We start from the raw sequence: 19,293 nt of genomic DNA on the forward strand, positions 1-19,293 counted from the left end.
TCCAATCTAAAACTGGACTTTTTTTGTCGGGGTGAGAGGATTCGAACCTCCGACCTCCGGCACCCCATGCCGACGCGCTAACCGGGCTACGCTACACCCCGAACTTTATTTGGCTGCAAATATAACTGACCGAAACTATACATACAATCTAATTCTTTCTTTTTTTAAAGAAAATGATATCCTCTAAAAAATTTAATTTAGACTCCATCAAAGTCCAAAATAAAAAACGTATTATTTTTTAAAAACCCAACATGACCGGATGTTTACATGGCAATCCACTTCTAGAATTGATTAATTAATGGTATTATTGTGTTATATAAATGTTTGATGGATGAATCTGATTCGCCTTGTACTTATTTTTTACATTTATTTTACAGTTACTTTTGCATTTGCGCAAGAAATACCCCCTATTTTAAATTATACAACTACTGATTACAACGCGGAAAATCAAAATTGGGCAATTTCTCAGACACCAGATCATCTCATTTATGTTGCGAATAATAAAGGACTTCTAGAATTTAATGGGGCTAGATGGAAATTATATCAGTCGCCTAATCAAACAATAATCCGATCTGTAAATGTTTTAAACGGGCTTATCTACACTGGTGCTTACATGGAGTTCGGATACTGGGAAAAAGACAATTTTGGTAATTTAAATTATAATTCTCTTTCAAAACATATTAAACAAGAACTTATTGAAGATGAACAATTTTGGAATATTATAAAGCTTGAAGAAAACAAATTATTCTTTCAATCGTTGAACAGAATCTATATTTATGACCAGCCAACTAAAACATATAAAAAAATCGATGCGGAAACAACAATTACCAAAATGTATGCTGCTAATAATTCTGTTTATTTCCAGGAGTTGAATCTAGGTTTATTTAGAATTGTTAATGATAAAAAAACTTTGGTCTCGGGGGATGATATTCTAAAAAATGATGTAATTACTAATTTATTTTCGTTTGATAACACTTTACTCATATTAACACAAAACAATGGTTACTATGTGTTGACAGAGGGTAAAACAAAGAAATGGGAAAATGATATTAATACAACCATAAACAATAAAAGCATTTATAGTGGTATTCAACTAAAGGATAAGAGTTTTCTTTTAGGAACTATCTCTGACGGTCTATGGCATGTCGATGAAAATGGCGAGATATTAATGGTCATTGATCAAAAAAATGGACTTTTAAATAACACTGTGTTGTCAGTGTTTGAGGACCAAAAAAACAATATTTGGCTAGGTTTAGACAACGGCGTAACCTGTATTAATATGAAATCGCCTTTCAAAACCTATTATGATAATGAAGGCATTTTAGGAAGCGTTTATACCTCAGCACTTTTTGATGGTAAAATATACCTAGGTACAAATCAAGGATTATACTTTAAGGAGATCGATTCAAAGGATAGTTTTCAATATATTGCCGGAACTGCCGGGCAAGTTTGGTCATTGGTAGAGTTAGATAACACCTTATTTTGCTGCCACCATTTGGGTACCTTTATTGTGGATCAAAATCAAGTAATAAAAATTCCCAATACCCAGGGTAGTTGGCAATTAAAACCATTGAGTAATAAAAACTTGATCTTACAAGGCAACTATAATGGACTGTCAATTTTAGAGCAAAAAGACAATACTTGGATCGTTAAGAATGAAATTAAAGGTTTCAACATTTCGTCTCGATATTTTGAAGAAATGCCTCATAATGAAATTTTTGTAAATCATGAATACAAAGGAATTTATAAAATTAAAGTTGATGAGGATTATTCAAAAGCAATAAGCATAAGCATCGATTCTATTTCTAAAGGTGCTAATTCGAGTATTTTAAAATATAATCATGATTTATTATATGCTTTTAAAAACGGGCTTTATAAATATTCAGAAAAAGAAAATAAGTTTATTCTTGATAGTATTTTAGGCGCAGTTTATTCTGAAGAGGACTATAGTTCAGGAAAATTAGTTACTGATCAAACAGGTGAAATATTGTGGATCTTCACGAATTCAAAAATAAATTACATTACACAAGACAATCGAACAAGTACATCCAAGATCAATAGTATTTCTCTTAATCAATCTCTTCGAAAGGGAATTTCTGGTTACGAAAATGTTTTGCATTTGGGAAATCAAAATTATTTATTTGGTGGTGTTTCTGGATATTTAATTATTGATCTTTCTATGTTAGGCGTAGAAGATTTTGAAGTCACCATCAATTACATAACCGCTAGTAATTATAAAAATTCAAATGAATTAACCATATTAGATTCCAATTTGTCGGGTGATCTACAAAGTAATCAAAACAACATAGCATTCTCATTTAATGTTCCCGAATACCAAAAATATCTTGAGACCAATTATCAGTATAAATTGGAAGGCATATATGACAATTGGAGTCATTGGTCCAAAGAACCCGGTGAATATTTTGAAAATTTACCTTCTGGAAATTACACGTTTAAAGTCCGTGCTAAAATTGGTGATGCAGTGTCAAAAAATATTGCCACATATTCCTTCAATATTGAAAAGCCCTGGTACGTTACAAATTTCTTCTTAATTATTTATGGCGTTTTAATTTCATTGTTTTTCCTGTTTATACACAATATGTATAAAAGATATTACAGGAAACAAAGAAAGAAAATCATAGAAAACAATGAGCGGGAATTGAAATTAGCACAATCTGAGCAAGAGAAGGCGATTATTCGTATCAAAAATCAACAATTAGAACAAGAAAATAAAAGTAAGGGTAGAGAATTAGCAGTTTCTACGATGAGTATTATTAAAAAGAATGAGTTATTAAATACGATCAAAGATGAATTGATTCATGTAAAGGATAAAGAATTAATTCAACCGGTAATAAAAATAATTGACAAAAGTCTAAATCATGACGATGATTGGGAATTTTTTCAAGAAGCATTTAATAATGCGGATAAAGATTTTTTACAAAGAATTAAAAATGAATATCCCAAATTAACCCCCAACGACTTAAGATTATGTGCTTATCTAAGACTTAATTTATCCTCAAAAGAAATTGCACCCCTATTAAATATCTCCTATAAAAGTGTCGAAATTAAACGCTATCGACTAAGAAAAAAGATGAATTTAACGAATGAAGATAACTTGGTGACCCGAATATTGGAAATCTGAACCTTCTTGTTACTCCCAACTTATGTTAAGTTGAATCCTGCATAAATTTTTTTTCTGCAACCACCATACCTATATAAACCACTGTATATGTGTGTATTAAAATATTTTTAAAACAAGCAAACCTCCAAAATAAAAAAGTTGTAGAGTTTTTGTATAGGTGCTTTCAATAGTTTTCATAGATATTTTAGCATACATTTATGACAATTTAGCATACATTTTATTGAAGCCATGAATTAAATGGAATTAAGGTTGAATTATTTATTCCAAAAATTATTATTCCAAAACATATTCCGCAATAATTCTTTTGACATTATTAAATAATTAAAATGATGAAAAACAATTTTATACGACTAGTATTTTTCCTAATCATTTCGACGGGATTTGCCCAAGTAAGTGAGGTATCTGTAGTTAGAAATGAAGATGGAATGAGATTGATGGTTAACGGAAATGATTTTATGATCAATGGTATGAATTGGGATTATATTCCAATCGGCACAAATACGGTAAATGCTGATTTTTGGAACAAATCAGATGATATTATAAAAGCCGGACTAGATACTGAGATGTCTTTGTTGAAAAACATGAATGTCAATGTAATTCGCCAATATACTGGTGTACCCGCAAAATGGATCCAATACATATACGAAAACTATGGAATATACACCATGCTTAATCATTCCTTTGGGCGATACGGCTTAACCTTAGATGGTGTTTGGACTCCTGTTACGAATTACGCTGATTCACGGACGCAAGAATACCTGCTCGAGGAAATTGATACCTTGGTTAAGGAATATGGTAATACCCCCGGACTTTTAATGTACCTATTGGGTAACGAGAATAATTACGGTTTGTTTTGGGCAGGAGCCGAAACTGAGGATTTTCCTGATGACGAACAAGAAAAGCAATTTGTTGGAGAGCAACGTGGAAGACCCATGTACAGATTAATGAACGAGGCAGCAAAAAAAATAAAATCACAAGATTTTTCTCACCCTGTAGCCATTTGTAATGGTGATGTTTTATTCATTGATATCATTGCAGAAGAATGTAAAGATATTGATATTTATGGTACGAATGCCTATCGTGGGATTTCATTCGGAGATATGTTTGAAGTAGTGAAGAATAAATTGAATATGCCAATTATGTTCACTGAATTTGGCGCTGATGCCTTTAATGCGATCAGCAATACTGAGGATCAAAAATCCCAAGCCTATTACTTAGTAGGAAATTGGAAAGAAATTTACGAAAACGCCGCAGGTTTGGGAAAAGCTAATAACTCTGTTGGAGGGTTTACCTTTCAATTTAGCGATGGTTGGTGGAAGTTTGGTTTTGACGATAGAAAATTTGAAGATCAACATGATAGCAATGCCTCTTGGTTCAACGGAGGCTATGCCTTTGACGTAGATGGAACAGAAAATAATATGAATGAAGAATGGTTTGGTATATGTGCGAAAGGACCGACCAATGAAAGAGGTCTCTATGAATTATACCCTCGAGCTGCATATTATGCTTTGAAAGAGGCGCATAAACTAAATCCCTACGATGAAGGTATGAATCTAACTTTTGTCGATAATTATTTCAAGAACATTGAATTAACAGATGCTATGCTCAGGGCACGTGGAGATGCTGCAGCCTTAGGTGCTATTAGCAATAAAAAGCTTTCAATCAGTAATTTAAGAGCAGAATTTACCACCTTTAATACGGGAGGAAGTTTAATTACGACCCCCGAAGATCCAGACCCAGATAGTCAGGTTTACCCTAATCAACTTGGCTTTGATCATATGGAGTCTTTTTATATTGGTGTAGAGGCAAATCCAACTTCTAACATGCGTGCTAATGTGAATGTGAACATTGTTGGAAATGTGGCAGAAAACCCTATAGATCAAATTTTTTATGAAAATAGGGCTCGTACAAGATCAGTAAATACTGATGAGGGAAACTTACAAATATCTGATATCAATAGAGTACAAGTTTATACAGCTGAATATGAATGGAATGCCAAAGATTTTGACCTTCGCGGTTTCTACAGAACAGGTCATTATCATTGGGGTTATGAAGGAGATTTCTTTGGTTTGTATCCGGAAGCCAATTACGGTCCAAATTTAGACATTTACAACGGTGAAATTATCGGTTTTGAATTTGATGGTAAAAAAGTATTAGACGGTTTCAAAGCAGCTTTTGGACCTCAACTATGGTGGGGTGCCAACCCGGCCGTTCTTTTAAAATATAGTCGTACGATTGAAAAATTTGACATCACCGCAGTTTATCACAATGATATCGATGACGCATCTCGGGCAGTTTCATCGATCGCCATACCTCTTCCTCGAACAAAAAGAGCAACACTTCATGTAAAAAGAGAGTTCGGACCATTCGGCATTGAAGTTGGTGGTATCTGGGGAGGCCAACCCTTAAATGGTAGAGATTTTCAAATAGCCGAAATCAATCCAAATTTTAATCCAGATTCACCTGGATCTGACGCTAAATATATCGTATATAATGATAAAGTAAATTCTGACGATAACTGGGGAGGAAAAGCCAAAATAACTTATTCGAGCGGTGCTTTTAATTGGTATGCTCAAGGTGCCATTATGGGTCTTGTGGCAAATGGTGGGGCAGATTATACGAAAACTTTTACTGGTTGGAGGTTAAAAGATTCCGGCAGTGGAAATCAATCGAACTTCCTGACAGGTTTTACTTATGGATTTGGTAATTTTCAAATTGCTCCAAATTTTTTGTGGCAAAGACCTCTTGTTGATCCCATGCCCGGAGATGTTCAAGCACCGGGAAGACTTAGAAATATTCAAGATGACCCTTTTGCTGTAAGAGGAAATAGAGAAACTACTGCTGGGGAATTATTACTGACCTATGATCCAACACCAGCAACCTGGATGTATGAATGGGATAATGACCGCGCGGAGGATGCTAAATTTGCCTTTAATACAGGCTTTGTCTACAGACATCATCCAACTTCTCAAGATGCAGCAATTGGTATCTTTCCAGATGGACGAACAACTTTTGCCTTCCCCGGTGCGGCGCCAGCTCAGGACCTATGGGAGTCTAACACCCGTATTGTTTCAAAACTAAATTCTGATTTTGGATTAATAGCAAATGTTTACTTCGGAACAGCCCAGGCAAACGGAAGTGATGAAAGATTGATTGAACGATTTGGGGGCGACATTAGGGTAATTTATAAAAAACTAAAATTGATCAATTCCTTAAAGATAAATGATTGGGGGCCTTATGATTACCATCGTGACTTTAACCTCACATTTCCGCTACAATTCATGTTAGATTTATCCACAACGCTTGGAAAACCTGATTGGTTTATTCTTCCGAATACGATGATTGGCATTCGTGGAACATGGCGCTCACTCGACCAATACTCACCGCGTTACCTTCCAAATTTTAGTGGAGACATTGGAGGTGAGCCAATTTTAAGTCCGGTAGGATTTGATAATGGTTCCGAATGGGAGATTAGAACATATATTCATATCAATGTTGGAAAATAAAATAGTAGAAAAATGAAAATAAGAAATTTTACTTGTTTAAGAATGATGTTCCTACTAGGCTTGTTTTGTACTTTTAATATAAGCTGTGAACGAGATTTATCAGATGAAGCAGAATTTGCATCTTTTCCAAATACGGCAGAGGTTTTTATTGATGGTTTTAGTGGTGGATTAGAATATTTACCATTTGGCGGATCAAAACTTAATGCATTCTCTGTAGATACTGAGACAAAATATGAAGGAACCTCATCTATGCGTTTTGATGTTCCTAATTTTGGTGATCCAGCAGGTGCTTTTGCCGGAGCTATCTTTCCTGATTATAATGGGCGGAATTTATCAGAATATGACGCGCTTACATTTTGGGCAAAAGCAACACAGGCGGCTACCATCAATGAAATAGGTTTTGGAGTTGATTTTGAGAAAAATAAGTTTGCCGTTACCAGACAGAATTTAAGAATCACAACAACCTGGACAAAATATGTAATTCCTATCCCTGATCCACTTAAACTCGATCTTGAAAAAGGGATGTTTTGGTATGCAGCCGGTCCAGAGAATAACAATGGTTTTACATTTTGGATCGATGAACTTCAATACGAATCATTAGGTACCATTGCACAACCTAAACCTGCCATTTTGAATGGTGAAGATGTGATCCAAACTTCATTTATTGGCTCCAGTATAGATTTGACCTCAGGTCTTAGTCAAACATTTAATTTAGGCTCTGGAATTAACGAAACTGTTTTGGCTGCCCCGAGTTATTTTACGTTTAGTTCAACCGATCCTGATGTAGCTAGAGTAAGTGAACTGGGAATTGTATCGATTGTGGGCAATGGCAGCGCTGTAATTACAGCTATTTTAGATGGTGTCAAAGCAAAAGGATCATTATCTGTAGAGGTTATTGGACAATTTACCCCTGCTCCTATTCCTCCATATGACCCAGATCAGGTAATATCCATATTCAGCGACGTTTATACGAATGTACCTGTAGATTTTTATAATGGATTTTACGCTCCATTCCAAACTACCACATCCAACGATTTTGCAGTAAATGGAGATAACGTTTTAAATTATGAGAATTACAATTTCGTCGGTATTGAATTCAATCAAAATGTTCCAACAATAAATGCTTCTAGTATGACAAAAATGCATTTGGATATTTTTATACCGAATGGTTTTGATCCTGAATCTACTTTGCGGATTAACCTTGTCGATTTTGGTGCTGATGATGCATTCGGTGGCGGAGATAATTCAACTGTATCTATAACTCTATCTACCAATAGTACTCCTGCCCTTGTTACCGGAGATTGGATTAGTGTTGATCTGGATATAACTGCATTAGCCAATAGAAAGAATCTTGGTCAAATAGTTTTCGATGCGTCAGGTGATACGTCTCCAAGACCTTCAAGTTTTTATGTAGATAATATTTATTTGTACAAATAGTAAGATCGATTTTAAATAAAAAGAATATGAATTTGATAGATAGATTTAAGACAAGAGCTAAACTGACATTTTTTAGTTTATCAATTTTTATCGCTGCGACAATTTTAATCTCGAGCTGTTCTAACGACGAAACACAAAATGTTGTCAATTTCAAAGAACTCGTTATGCAAGATGAATTTGATATTGACGGGCCCATTGATACTTCCTTATGGAGTTATGACATAGGTAATGGAGAAGGAACAGCAGCTGGCAAGGGTTGGGGTAATAATGAGCTACAGTATTATACAGATCGATCAGAAAATATTACCGTGCAAAATGGTGTATTAATAATAAGTGCTAAAAAAGAAGATTATGAAGGTTCCTCATATACCTCGGCCAGAATTCTTACCAAAGGCAAATTTGAGCAAGCTTATGGACGTTTTGAAGCACGAATAAGACTTCCCTATGGTCAAGGTTTGTGGCCTGCATTCTGGTTATTGGGAAATAACATAGATGAAGTGGAATGGCCAAATTGTGGAGAAATTGATATTATGGAAAATCGAGGCCAAGAACCAACCATCACAAACGGAACGGTACATGGCCCTGGCTACTCTGGTGGAATGGCTATCACAAAAGCGTATGATTTAGTTAATGCCAGGTTGGATACGAATTTTCATGTTTATGGCATTGAATGGGGCCCGGAATACATAAATTTCTATGTTGATGATGTTTTATATAATCAGATTAGGCCTGAAGATGTAACCGGTGATTGGGTTTTTGATCGCCCGTTCTATATCATTCTCAATCTGGCTGTTGGAGGTTCATTTGTTGGCTCTCCAAATAGTGAGACTTCATTTCCTCAGACCATGTTGGTTGATTATGTGAGGGTATATAAAAAATAACAGAATAAACAATTAATACTAAAGGTTATGAAACAATTCTTAAAGCAAGCCATTAAGTTTTTATATTTGATACTAGCTATATTCGTCCTCAGCTGTGATGACGATGATGATGCAAATTTTCCGGAAGTTGAAGCAGGTTTTACATATACCTTGAATGAAAATTCTGGAACAGTTACTTTTATCAATATCTCCTCAGAAGCAAGAACCTACTTATGGACTTTTGGGGACGGCAGTACATCTACCGAAATAAATCCTATAAAAACCTTCGCAAATGGCACCTATAAGGTAAGCCTAAAAGCGACCAGTGCTTCTGGTGCATCAGGTACTTTCGAAGACACCATAACCATAAGTATTCCGAATCCTATTACTTTGCCCGTTACTTTTGATGATCCAAATGTAGCTTATAATGTGGCTGTTTTTAATGGTGCATCTTTTGAAATTGTCGATAATCCGGATGTCTCAGGAACAAACGATAAAGCCTCAAAAGTTGGTGCAATTACCAATAGTGGGGTAGCCTATGAAGGTATTAATTTTGATCTGGGAACTCAGCTGGACTTAACTTCTGACAAAACCATTACCATGAACTTCTGGGCCGATTCAACGGTTGATGTTTTATTGAAGTTAGAACAAGGTACCGGACCAGATATCGAAGTTTCAACCAACCATGGAGGTACCGGATGGGAACTTATTTCCTTTGATTTTAATTCTTCTAACAAATATGTGAGGATTACAATATTTGTTGACGGACCGGGTACAAAAGCAGGCACTTTCTATTTTGATGATATTACCCAGATTGAAACACCTCCCAAACCATGTGTAGAAGAAACCTCGCAATCACTTGAAGCAAACGACTTTAATTTAACTTTCCAAACCGACCCCGGAGATCGAATTGGTTCGTTCGATGCCGTTTTAACAACCGTGCAAAATCCGGATACTGATAACCTAGTGAATACTTCCTGCCAGGTAGGAAAAATTGATAGAAATGGTGGAGCGCTTTTTGCCAATAATCAGATTGAGTTTAATGAGAAATTTGACTTCAACGCTAATTCTGGATTTAAAATGAAAGTTTGGTCGCCAGTCGCGGGAACAAATGTTCTCGTAAAACTTGAGGATAAAACAAATAGCAATATAAATGTGGAAATTGGAGCTAAGACCACAGCAGCCAGTGCCTGGGAAGAATTAACATTCCCATTTGCAAGCGGTGAAAGCGGGAAATATGATAAGATCATAATATTCTTTGAATTGAATACTAATACCACTCAGACTTATTATATAGATGACTTTATGCTCTATAAATCTGACGATGGCGGAGGTGATGTTTGTACTGCAGAAACAGTTCAATCGATTAGTGCAGCAGATTTAAACATGACATTTTTGACAGATTTATCTCCTAATTTTATTGAAGATGGTGCCGATTTTGAATGGATAGACAATCCAGATGCAGACAATATGGTAAACAGCTCTTGTAAGGTTGGTAAAATTACTAAGTTAGGAAATAACCCTTGGGATAATAATCAGTTTGATTTAGACGGAAAACTGGATTTTAATTCAAATGATGGATTAAAAATAAAAGTTTGGTCAGCGAGGGCAAATACTGAGGTTCGAATTAAGTTAGAAGAGATCGGAAACCCCGGCAATAATACCGAACTGTTCTTAACTACCTCTGTTACTAGTGGATGGGAAGAATTAACTTTCCCATTTGCGCCTGAGAACAGCAATAAATTCAACAAAATTGTAATTTTCTTTGACTTAAATGCAAATAATACAGATACCTACTATTTTGATGATCTAATGCTTTATGGTGACGGTGGTGGCGTTGCTTGTACTGCAGAAACAGTTCAATCGATTAGTGCAGCAGATTTAAACATGACATTTTTAACCGATTTATCTCCTAATTTTATTGAAGATGGTGCCGATTTTGAATGGATAGACAATCCTGATGCAGACAATATGGTAAACAGCTCTTGTAAGGTTGGTAAAATCACTAAGTTAGGAAATAACCCTTGGGATAATAATCAGTTTGATTTAGATGGAAAACTGGATTTTAATTCAAATGATGGATTAAAAATAAAAGTTTGGTCAGCGAGGGCAAATACTGAGGTTCGAATTAAGTTAGAAGAGATCGGAAACCCCGGCAATAATACCGAACTGTTCTTAACTACCTCTGTTACTAGTGGATGGGAAGAATTAACTTTCCCATTTGCGCCTGAGAACAGCGATAAATTCAATAAAATTGTAATTTTCTTTGACTTAAATGCAAATAATACAGATACCTATTATTTTGACGACCTCAAGCTCTACGGTGATGGCGGTGGAATTACTGACTGTACTCCACCTACAGGTGACTTAGTCTCAGATGGCGGTTTTGAGTCTGGAACAGATACTTGCTGGAACTTATTTCAAAATGGTGGTACTGCCTCTTTGGATAATTCAATCAACAATGGTGGCTCATGGTCTGGTAAACTTGCTACTAACGGTCCAAGTAATCCAGCCTTCAAACAAGAAAGAATAGGAATTGGAACCGTTTCGGCTGGTGATGTTGTTCAGATCAAATTTGATCATATAGGGTCTGTTGTGCAACCGGGAGCAGTATTTAATGTCTTACTTTTTGGAGAAGGGTCGTCTGGAGCTTCCTTTACCCATGTATTTAACCCAGGCCCCACATTAAGTGATTCTTGGGCAACATTTACAGGGACATTCACAATTCCTCCGGGAACTGATGTCTCGTCTGGCATTTCATTCTTGATCGAAGCAGTTTGCGGAGGTGATGCGGGTTGCAGTGTTTCTGCAAACATCGATAATGTTTCTATTACGCTTAACCCTTAACTACTAAACAGATCTAAAAATATTTTATATTGATGACAAACAATCATTAATAACTCTAAATTTATAAAATGATAAAAATGTTGTTCACTCTAACAATGCTAATTCTAAGCCTTTATTTAATTAGAATAAAAATGAGGGTTGTTTAGTTATATTTTACAATCCTTTGTGTTGTAATTAATACCGTAAAGGACATTTAGAAAAAGAATATATATCATCAATAAATAAAATAGCAGAATATACAATCTTTTAAAAGTTTGTATTTAATTTAAAAAAAAATGGATCGTAAAAATATTTGTATCGGTAATAATACCGCTTCTTTTCAAAGTAAAAATATCGAAGGTGAATTAGTAAATCTCAATAAAGAGACATATTATAAAATTTCAAATGTTGATGCGATGCGGTCATTTTTCATGAGCATCGTTAGCGATTCCAACCATTGGATGTTTCTTGCGAGTAATGGTGGAATTACTGCTGGAAGAAAAAATGCGGAGTCATCTTTATTCCCATATTATACCGATGATAAGATTACAGAATCAGCAGAAACAACAGGAAGTAAAACTATATTACAGGTTAACAAGCACGACAAAACATTTTTATGGGAACCCTTTTCAAACAGGTATGAAGGTATTTATCATACTGTTAGAAACTTATATAAGAATAATTTTGGAAACAAAGTGATTTTTGAAGAAATCAATATTGATTTGGGTCTTACTTTTCGCTATGAATGGAACTCAAGTGATACATTTGGATTTATAAAAAAATCGAGTTTAACAAACAATAATAAAACTAATGTAGAGATCACAGTTCTAGATGGTTTACAGAATCTTTTGCCCTCTGGTGTTAATTCAGGTCTCCAAAACAGTAGTAGTAATTTAGTTGACGCCTATAAAAAATGTGAATTAGAAACTGAGACAGGTATAGGCATTTATGCGCTTAGTGCTTTTATTGTTGATAAGGCAGAACCGAGTGAAGCCTTAAAAGCTAATGTCGTTTGGTCCTATGGATTGGCGAACCCCATCTATTTATTATCTTCTTTACAGCTGAAAAATTTTAGAGAAGGAAAAGTTGTGGACCAAGAGGTAGATATAAAAGCAGAAAAAGGTGCCTATTTTATAGTTTCAGAAATTGTTTTAAAGGCTAATGAAGAAAAAGAATGGACATTTGTTGCAGATGTAAATCAATCTATTACTGCGATCAATCAATTGTCCGAATTAATTAAGACTGATAAAAATATAGCGCAACGCGTTCAGCAAGATATTGATAAAGGTACCAAAAACCTTGTGAAGTTAATAACTGCCTCGGATGGATTACAACTTACCGCAGATCCCTTGAATAATATTAGACATTTTTCGAATACACTATTCAACGTTATGCGCGGAGGCATATTCGATGATGATTATAACATAGAGAAAGTAGATTTTATAAAATACATCTCAAAAGCAAGCAAGAAAGTATCGAAAAATAGAAATGATGTTTTACAATCGTTACCAGAACTGTTTTCACTAAATCATTTAAAAGGAATTGCTGAGAAAGATAATGACAGGGATTTTAAAAGATTATGCTTTGAATATTTACCACTTAAGTTTAGTAGAAGACACGGTGACCCAAGTAGACCATGGAATAGGTTTTCAATTAACACAAGAAGCGAAATAGATGGTTCCAAAATTCTAGATTACGAAGGCAATTGGCGTGATATTTTTCAGAACTGGGAGGCATTGGCACACTCCTACCCTATGTTTTGCGAAAATATGATCCATAAATTTTTAAATGCTACAACCTTTGAAGGCTATAATCCTTACAGAGTTACGAAAGGCGGTTTTGATTGGGAAGTAATTGAGGAAGATGATCCTTGGTCTTATATTGGTTATTGGGGCGATCACCAAATTATATACCTGCTAAAGTTTTTAGAATTTAGCGAAAGTTTTCATCCTAATCGACTTGCTGCACTTTTTGATCAAGATATTTTTGTTTATGCCAACGTACCATACAAGATCAAAAGCTATAACGACATCTTAAAAAACCCAAAAGACACCATTGTTTTTGACCATGATTTAAACGAGAAAATCATGAGGAAAAAGGTTGAATTTGGAGCAGATGGCACTTTACTGAGCGATAAAAATCAATCCATCTACCGAGTTAATTTTATAGAAAAGATGTTGGCTACTGTTTTGGCCAAAGTCTCTAATTTTATTCCGGAAGGAGGAATTTGGATGAATACGCAAAGACCAGAATGGAATGACGCCAACAATGCTTTAGTCGGTAATGGCGTATCTATGGTCACCCTATATTATTTGAGAAGATTTCTTGACTTCTTTGAAAAACTTCTCTCGGGTAATAAAGTTGAATCTTTTGAATTATCAGTTGAATTAGCTTTGTTTTTCGAAGAAGTAATAGATACGCTTTTAGATAAAGAACATATCCTTTCAGGAATTATATCGGATAAAGAAAGGAAGGAAGTTTTAGATGGTTTGGGCGAAGCGGCGAGTAAATATAGGATGTCGATTTATGATCATGGGTTTTCTAATAAAAAATTGAAAATTACAAAGAATCAACTTATAGATTTCATCATCTTAACTAAGAATTACTTAGACCACAGCATAAAAAAGAATAAACGGTCAGACAATTTATATCATGCATATAACATTATGACCCTTAAAAATAATGATGAAATATCAATATCTTATTTATCTGAAATGCTTGAAGGTCAGGTTGCTGCCTTAAGCTCTGGTTATCTATCCGCCAAAGAGGCTTTAGAATTATTGGACGGATTAAAAAGCAGTGCACTTTTTAGAGAAGATCAGTACAGCTATATACTTTATCCAAATAAAGAATTAAAAAGATTTGATGAAAAGAATAACATTCCATCTTCAGAAGTGGAAAAATCTGAACTGATAAAAACATTAATCGCGAATGGCAATTCTGAGGTTGTTGAGCAAGATATTTTGGGAAATTATCATTTTAATGGCAGTTTTCACAATGCCAATAGTTTAAAAAATGCCTTAGAAAATTTACCAAAAGAAAAATATCAAAAACTCGTGGGCAAAGATAAAGAGTTGTTGCTTAAAATTTTTGAGGACACTTTTGATCATAAATCTTTTACGGGACGCTCAGGAACATTCTATGGGTATGAAGGATTAGGCTCTATTTATTGGCATATGGTCTCCAAGTTATTACTCGCTGTTCAAGAAAATTGTTTACTTGCCTTGAATACTCATGAAAGTGAGGTAGTTGTTGGTAGACTTCTAGACCATTATTATGAAATCGAAGCAGGAATAGGTGTTCATAAATCCCCTAAGCTGTATGGCGCTTTTCCAACCGATCCATACTCTCATACACCTGCAGGAAAAGGTGCCCAGCAACCAGGTATGACTGGTCAGGTAAAAGAAGATATTTTAAGTAGAATTGGAGAATTGGGTGTGTTTGTTAGAAATGGTTCAATAACTTTTGAACCGAGCTTACTTCGGAAAAATGAATTTTTAAACGAACCCAACCACTTCAGTTACACAAACCTCCAAAAGGAAATGGAAGTTATTCCTTTAGTTAAAAACTCTCTTTGTTTTACATTTTGCCAAGTACCAATTATATATAAACTATCAGATAAAAATGGTATTGAGGTTGAATTTGTTAAGGGATCGAAACTTGAATTTCAAAGTTTGAATCTTGATGTGCATACGAGTAAAAAAGTTTTTGAAAGAACTGGGGAGATTAGCCAAATTATTGTTTCATTAAAAAAATAGTAAAAAGAATGAAAAAGACTATCAAAATAGTAGTCGGTTTTTTTATTATGATTCTTGTATTTTCATGTAGTAGTAAAACTAAAAAAGAAAATAATTCAAGTACAGTGAAAGAACATTCAAATTTAAGTGCCAAAGACATTTTAGGAAATCCTAAATATTTAGCAATGGCTTATGGAGGTTACCGCCATGTTGATCATGATATTGAACCAACTATCGATGAACTAAAGGAAGATATGAAGTTATTGTCTTCTATGGGTGTAGGAATTATCCGTACCTACAAAGTGCATCTACCCCATGCTTCTAATGTATTAAAAGCTATTTCCGAATTAAAGAAAGAAGATCCTAATTTTGAAATGTATGTCATGTTGGGTGCTTGGATTGATTGTAAAAATGCTTGGACAGACATAGAATCTGATCATAATGTTGAAAGCGAAGCAAATAAACCACAAATTGAAGAAGCGGTTAGACTAGCAAATGAATATCCGGATATCGTGAAAATAATTGCTGTAGGAAATGAAGCCATGGTAAAATGGGCGGCAGAATATTATGTGCAGCCTGGTGTAATATTAAAATGGGTGACGTATTTACAAAATTTAAAGAAAACTGGTAAGTTGGATAAGGATTTATGGATAACGAGCTCCGACAATTTTGCCTCATGGGGGGGTGGTGAAGCAGAATATCGTGTTGAAGATTTAGAAAAACTTATAAAAGCAGTAGATTATATATCAATGCACACCTATCCTTTTTTGGATTCACATTACAACCCCTCATTTTGGAAAATTCCTGAAGAGGGTCAAAATTATACGGATAAAGAAAAGATAGATGCTTCAATGTTAAGAGCCAAGGAATTTATGATCTCTCAATATCAATCTGTTCATGATTATGTTAAAAGTTTAGGAATTGATAAACCTATCCACATAGGTGAAACAGGTTGGTCTAGTGCATCTCATAATCTCTTTGGACCCGAAGGTTCTAAAGCAGCAGATGAATATAAAGGAGCCTTGTATTACAATTATATCAGAGATTGGTCTTCTAAAGAAGGAATATCTTGTTTTTATTTTGAAGCTTTTGATGAACCATGGAAAGATGCCAATAACCCTTTAGGTGAAGAAAATCATTTTGGTTTATTTACAGTAGATGGTCAAGCCAAATACGCCTTGTGGAAAATGGTGGATATTGGAACATTTGCAGGGCTAACAAGAGGTGGTCGACAAATTAAAAAGACTTACAATGGTGATAAAGATTTACTTATGAAAGACGTATTGGTACCTCCAATGGCAAATGAAACCAAAGCGATTAAATAATTATGTGTTTTAAAATGTAGAAAATTTAGATTTCAATCTACTGGTCAAGACTATTAAAAAACAAATATTAAACAACCATAAACCAAAAAATATGTCAAATGTTAAAACAGTAGGAACGAATAAAGTCCCATTCGGTCAAAAATTAGCCTTTGGGGTCGGAATGTTTGCGAACCAGATGTTTCCAGCTATTCTAGGAATTTTTATGGTTTCCCTGGTACAATCATTTGGTTTTAACGGTTGGTTATGGTCTCTTGTTTATTTTTTTCCAAGAATTTTTGATTCCATTACCGATCCTATTATGGGTTTTATTTCTGATAATACTAAATCGAAATGGGGAAGACGAAAACCGTATGTTTTACTCGGTGCGGTTATTATGGGAGTAGCATTTACCCTTATGTGGCAGCTACATACTGATAATTCATTGCAATATAATTTTTGGTATTTCTTTTTATGGTCAATTGTATTTTATTTAGGGCTGACATTTTTTAGCGTACCCTATGTGGCTATGGGCTACGAAATGAGCAATGATTTTCATGAAAGAACAAATATTATGGCTGTTGCTCAATGGATTGGTCAATGGGCTTGGGTCATAGCTCCATGGTTTTGGGTAATTATGGATGATCCAGATTGGTTTCCTTCTCAAGCTATTGCGGTTCGTGATTTGGCAATTTGGGTTGCTGTACCTTGTGCAATTGCCGCAATGATTCCTGCAATTTTCATCAAAGGTAAGTCTACACTTGAAGAAAATTATGAACCACTTAATACTTCTAATATTGGAGGTAGTCTACTCAAAATAATCGAAAGCTTTAAAGATGCGTTTAAAATAGCAGAGTTTAGAAAAATATGTGGTGCTACATTTTTAATTTTTAATGCATTTAATACCGTAGCCGCACTTACCTATTTTGTGATTGTTTATAGACTATTTAATGGTGATGCAGCCGCTACCGGAATTTGGGTTGCCTTGTTTGGTTGTATTGGAGCTTTAGGGACAACTTTTATCGTAATTCCGGTTGTTACTTGGATGTCAAAAAAAATGGGAAAAATAAAAGCGTTCATGTGGGCACAGGGAATTTCGATTATCGGCTACATTATGATGTATTTTCTATTTGTGCCCGGAAAACCATGGCTTTACATCATCGCACTGCCCTTTTTCTCTTTTGGTATAGGAAGCTTGTTTACGATTATGATGTCAATGACAGCTGATGTAATCGATATTGATGAATTGAATTCAGGTAAAAGGCGAGAAGGTATTTTTGGTGCCATTTATTGGTGGATGGTGAAAGTTGGTTTTGCAATCGCAGGTGCACTTAGCGGTGTGATTATTGGGGTGGTTGGCTTCAATCCTGATTTACCTGCTACAGATCAACAAGGTGCTGTTGATGGATTGCACGCATTCTTTTGCTTTTTCCCAGCCGTAGGAACAATTATTGCTATGCTGATAATGAAGAATTATGATGTAACAGAAGAACGCGCCAATGAAATACGTGCCGAGTTGGATAAGCGTAAGAAGCCTGAAACACAGAAATCATCTTCTTATTACCATACAGACAAATTGCTGTCATTGTCATCTATGAATTTCGATATGTCTTCTGTCAATGTTATCGATTTTTCAAAAATGTCCGAGAAAGAAATTAGCCAACACTTTTTAAAATCTTTGAATAGTGGAATTCCTGGACTTTGCTTTAGCCCTTATTTAGAAGGGCAGAATGTTGGAGATCAGTTATCCGAAAAACAAATACAGCAGCGCATGGATATCATCGCACCATATACAAAATGGATACGCTCCTTCTCTTCTACAGATGGAAATGAGTTTATACCGAAAGTTGCCCGTAAAAAAGGATTAAAAACCATGATTGGCGCTTGGATTGGAAATGATAAAAGTAAAAATGAAACCGAAATTACTGCTTTAATAAATTTGGCTAAGCAAGGATTAGTTGATATAGCTGTTGTAGGAAACGAGGTATTACTTCGAAACGAATTATCAGAACAAGAATTAATAAAGTATATAAAAAGAGTTAAAACAGCTTTACCAGATATTCCTGTGGGGTATGTTGATGCCTATTTTCAATTCGTAGAACGTCCAAATATTGTTGACGCCTGCGATATGATTCTTGCCAATTGTTATCCTTTTTGGGAAGGATATACCATCGAACAGTCTACATTATACTTGCGACAGATGTATGCTGTAACTAAAAATGCGGCAAATGGTAAACCTGTTATGATTACAGAAACAGGTTGGCCAAATCAAGGAATGCCCAATAATGAAGCTCATCCATCACCCGCCAATGCAATGAAATATTTTATTAATGTAAATAAATGGGCATCCGAAGAGCAAATTGATTTATTCTATTTCTCTTCCTTCGATGAATCTTGGAAAGTACACCATGAAGGAGATGTTGGTCAACGTTGGGGAATTTGGGATAAGAATGAAAAATTGAAATACAATTAATCTTTTTATTT

The 19,293-nt window shown here is 34.9% G+C and carries 8 protein-coding genes and 1 tRNA gene; 8 read left to right on the plus strand and 1 reads right to left on the minus strand.

The window, feature by feature from the left end; genetic code table 11:
• Positions 1–26 precede the first annotated feature (26 nt).
• A tRNA-Pro gene (locus ACFQ39_RS13015) sits at positions 27–101 on the minus strand.
• A gap of 230 nt (positions 102–331) precedes the next feature.
• On the opposite strand from ACFQ39_RS13015, the gene ACFQ39_RS13020 reads away from it, so the two are divergent.
• The 8 genes from ACFQ39_RS13020 (at position 332) to ACFQ39_RS13055 (ending at position 19,282) form a co-directional block, all read left to right on the plus strand.
• On the plus strand, positions 332–3,142 hold the full coding sequence (locus tag ACFQ39_RS13020; protein ID WP_377179615.1) for a helix-turn-helix and ligand-binding sensor domain-containing protein: 2,811 nt from the start codon (positions 332–334) through the stop codon (positions 3,140–3,142).
• Positions 3,143–3,471: 329 nt separating this feature from the next.
• Complete coding sequence (locus tag ACFQ39_RS13025) at positions 3,472–6,648, plus strand: glycoside hydrolase family 2 TIM barrel-domain containing protein (protein WP_377180027.1); 3,177 nt, start codon at positions 3,472–3,474, stop codon at positions 6,646–6,648.
• A 12-nt stretch (positions 6,649–6,660) separates the two neighbouring features.
• The gene (locus ACFQ39_RS13030; protein WP_377179617.1) at positions 6,661–8,085 is read left to right on the plus strand and encodes a glycosyl hydrolase family 16; all 1,425 of its coding nucleotides are present in this window, start codon (positions 6,661–6,663) and stop codon (positions 8,083–8,085) included.
• A gap of 26 nt (positions 8,086–8,111) precedes the next feature.
• Positions 8,112–8,966: a glycoside hydrolase family 16 protein gene (locus tag ACFQ39_RS13035; protein WP_377179619.1), complete on the plus strand. Its 855-nt coding sequence runs from the start codon at positions 8,112–8,114 to the stop codon at positions 8,964–8,966.
• 27 nt (positions 8,967–8,993) lie between these two features.
• Positions 8,994–11,792 (plus strand): carbohydrate binding domain-containing protein, encoded by a 2,799-nt coding sequence (locus tag ACFQ39_RS13040; protein ID WP_377179621.1) that lies wholly within the window; start codon positions 8,994–8,996, stop codon positions 11,790–11,792.
• A 275-nt stretch (positions 11,793–12,067) separates the two neighbouring features.
• Positions 12,068–15,529 (plus strand): hypothetical protein, encoded by a 3,462-nt coding sequence (locus tag ACFQ39_RS13045; protein ID WP_377179623.1) that lies wholly within the window; start codon positions 12,068–12,070, stop codon positions 15,527–15,529.
• 8 nt (positions 15,530–15,537) lie between these two features.
• Complete coding sequence (locus ACFQ39_RS13050; RefSeq protein WP_377179625.1) at positions 15,538–16,833, plus strand: glycosyl hydrolase family 17 protein; 1,296 nt, start codon at positions 15,538–15,540, stop codon at positions 16,831–16,833.
• 91 nt (positions 16,834–16,924) lie between these two features.
• Positions 16,925–19,282 (plus strand): MFS transporter, encoded by a 2,358-nt coding sequence (locus ACFQ39_RS13055; protein WP_377179627.1) that lies wholly within the window; start codon positions 16,925–16,927, stop codon positions 19,280–19,282.
• Positions 19,283–19,293: the final 11 nt, after the last annotated feature.

Origin of the sequence: Namhaeicola litoreus, from assembly GCF_042679565.1 — a bacterium.
In the GTDB taxonomy this organism is placed as follows: domain Bacteria; phylum Bacteroidota; class Bacteroidia; order Flavobacteriales; family Flavobacteriaceae; genus Namhaeicola; species Namhaeicola litoreus.

What these genes read in the sequence shown, in the direction of transcription:
- ACFQ39_RS13020 (WP_377179615.1), top strand. Translation starts at nt 332, where the DNA reads ATGAATCTGATTCGCCTTGTACTTATTTTTTACATTTATTTTACAGTT.
- ACFQ39_RS13025 (WP_377180027.1), top strand. Translation starts at nt 3,472, where the DNA reads ATGAAAAACAATTTTATACGACTAGTATTTTTCCTAATCATTTCGACG.
- ACFQ39_RS13030 (WP_377179617.1), top strand. Translation starts at nt 6,661, where the DNA reads ATGAAAATAAGAAATTTTACTTGTTTAAGAATGATGTTCCTACTAGGC.
- ACFQ39_RS13035 (WP_377179619.1), top strand. Translation starts at nt 8,112, where the DNA reads ATGAATTTGATAGATAGATTTAAGACAAGAGCTAAACTGACATTTTTT.
- ACFQ39_RS13040 (WP_377179621.1), top strand. Translation starts at nt 8,994, where the DNA reads ATGAAACAATTCTTAAAGCAAGCCATTAAGTTTTTATATTTGATACTA.
- ACFQ39_RS13045 (WP_377179623.1), top strand. Translation starts at nt 12,068, where the DNA reads ATGGATCGTAAAAATATTTGTATCGGTAATAATACCGCTTCTTTTCAA.
- ACFQ39_RS13050 (WP_377179625.1), top strand. Translation starts at nt 15,538, where the DNA reads ATGAAAAAGACTATCAAAATAGTAGTCGGTTTTTTTATTATGATTCTT.
- ACFQ39_RS13055 (WP_377179627.1), top strand. Translation starts at nt 16,925, where the DNA reads ATGTCAAATGTTAAAACAGTAGGAACGAATAAAGTCCCATTCGGTCAA.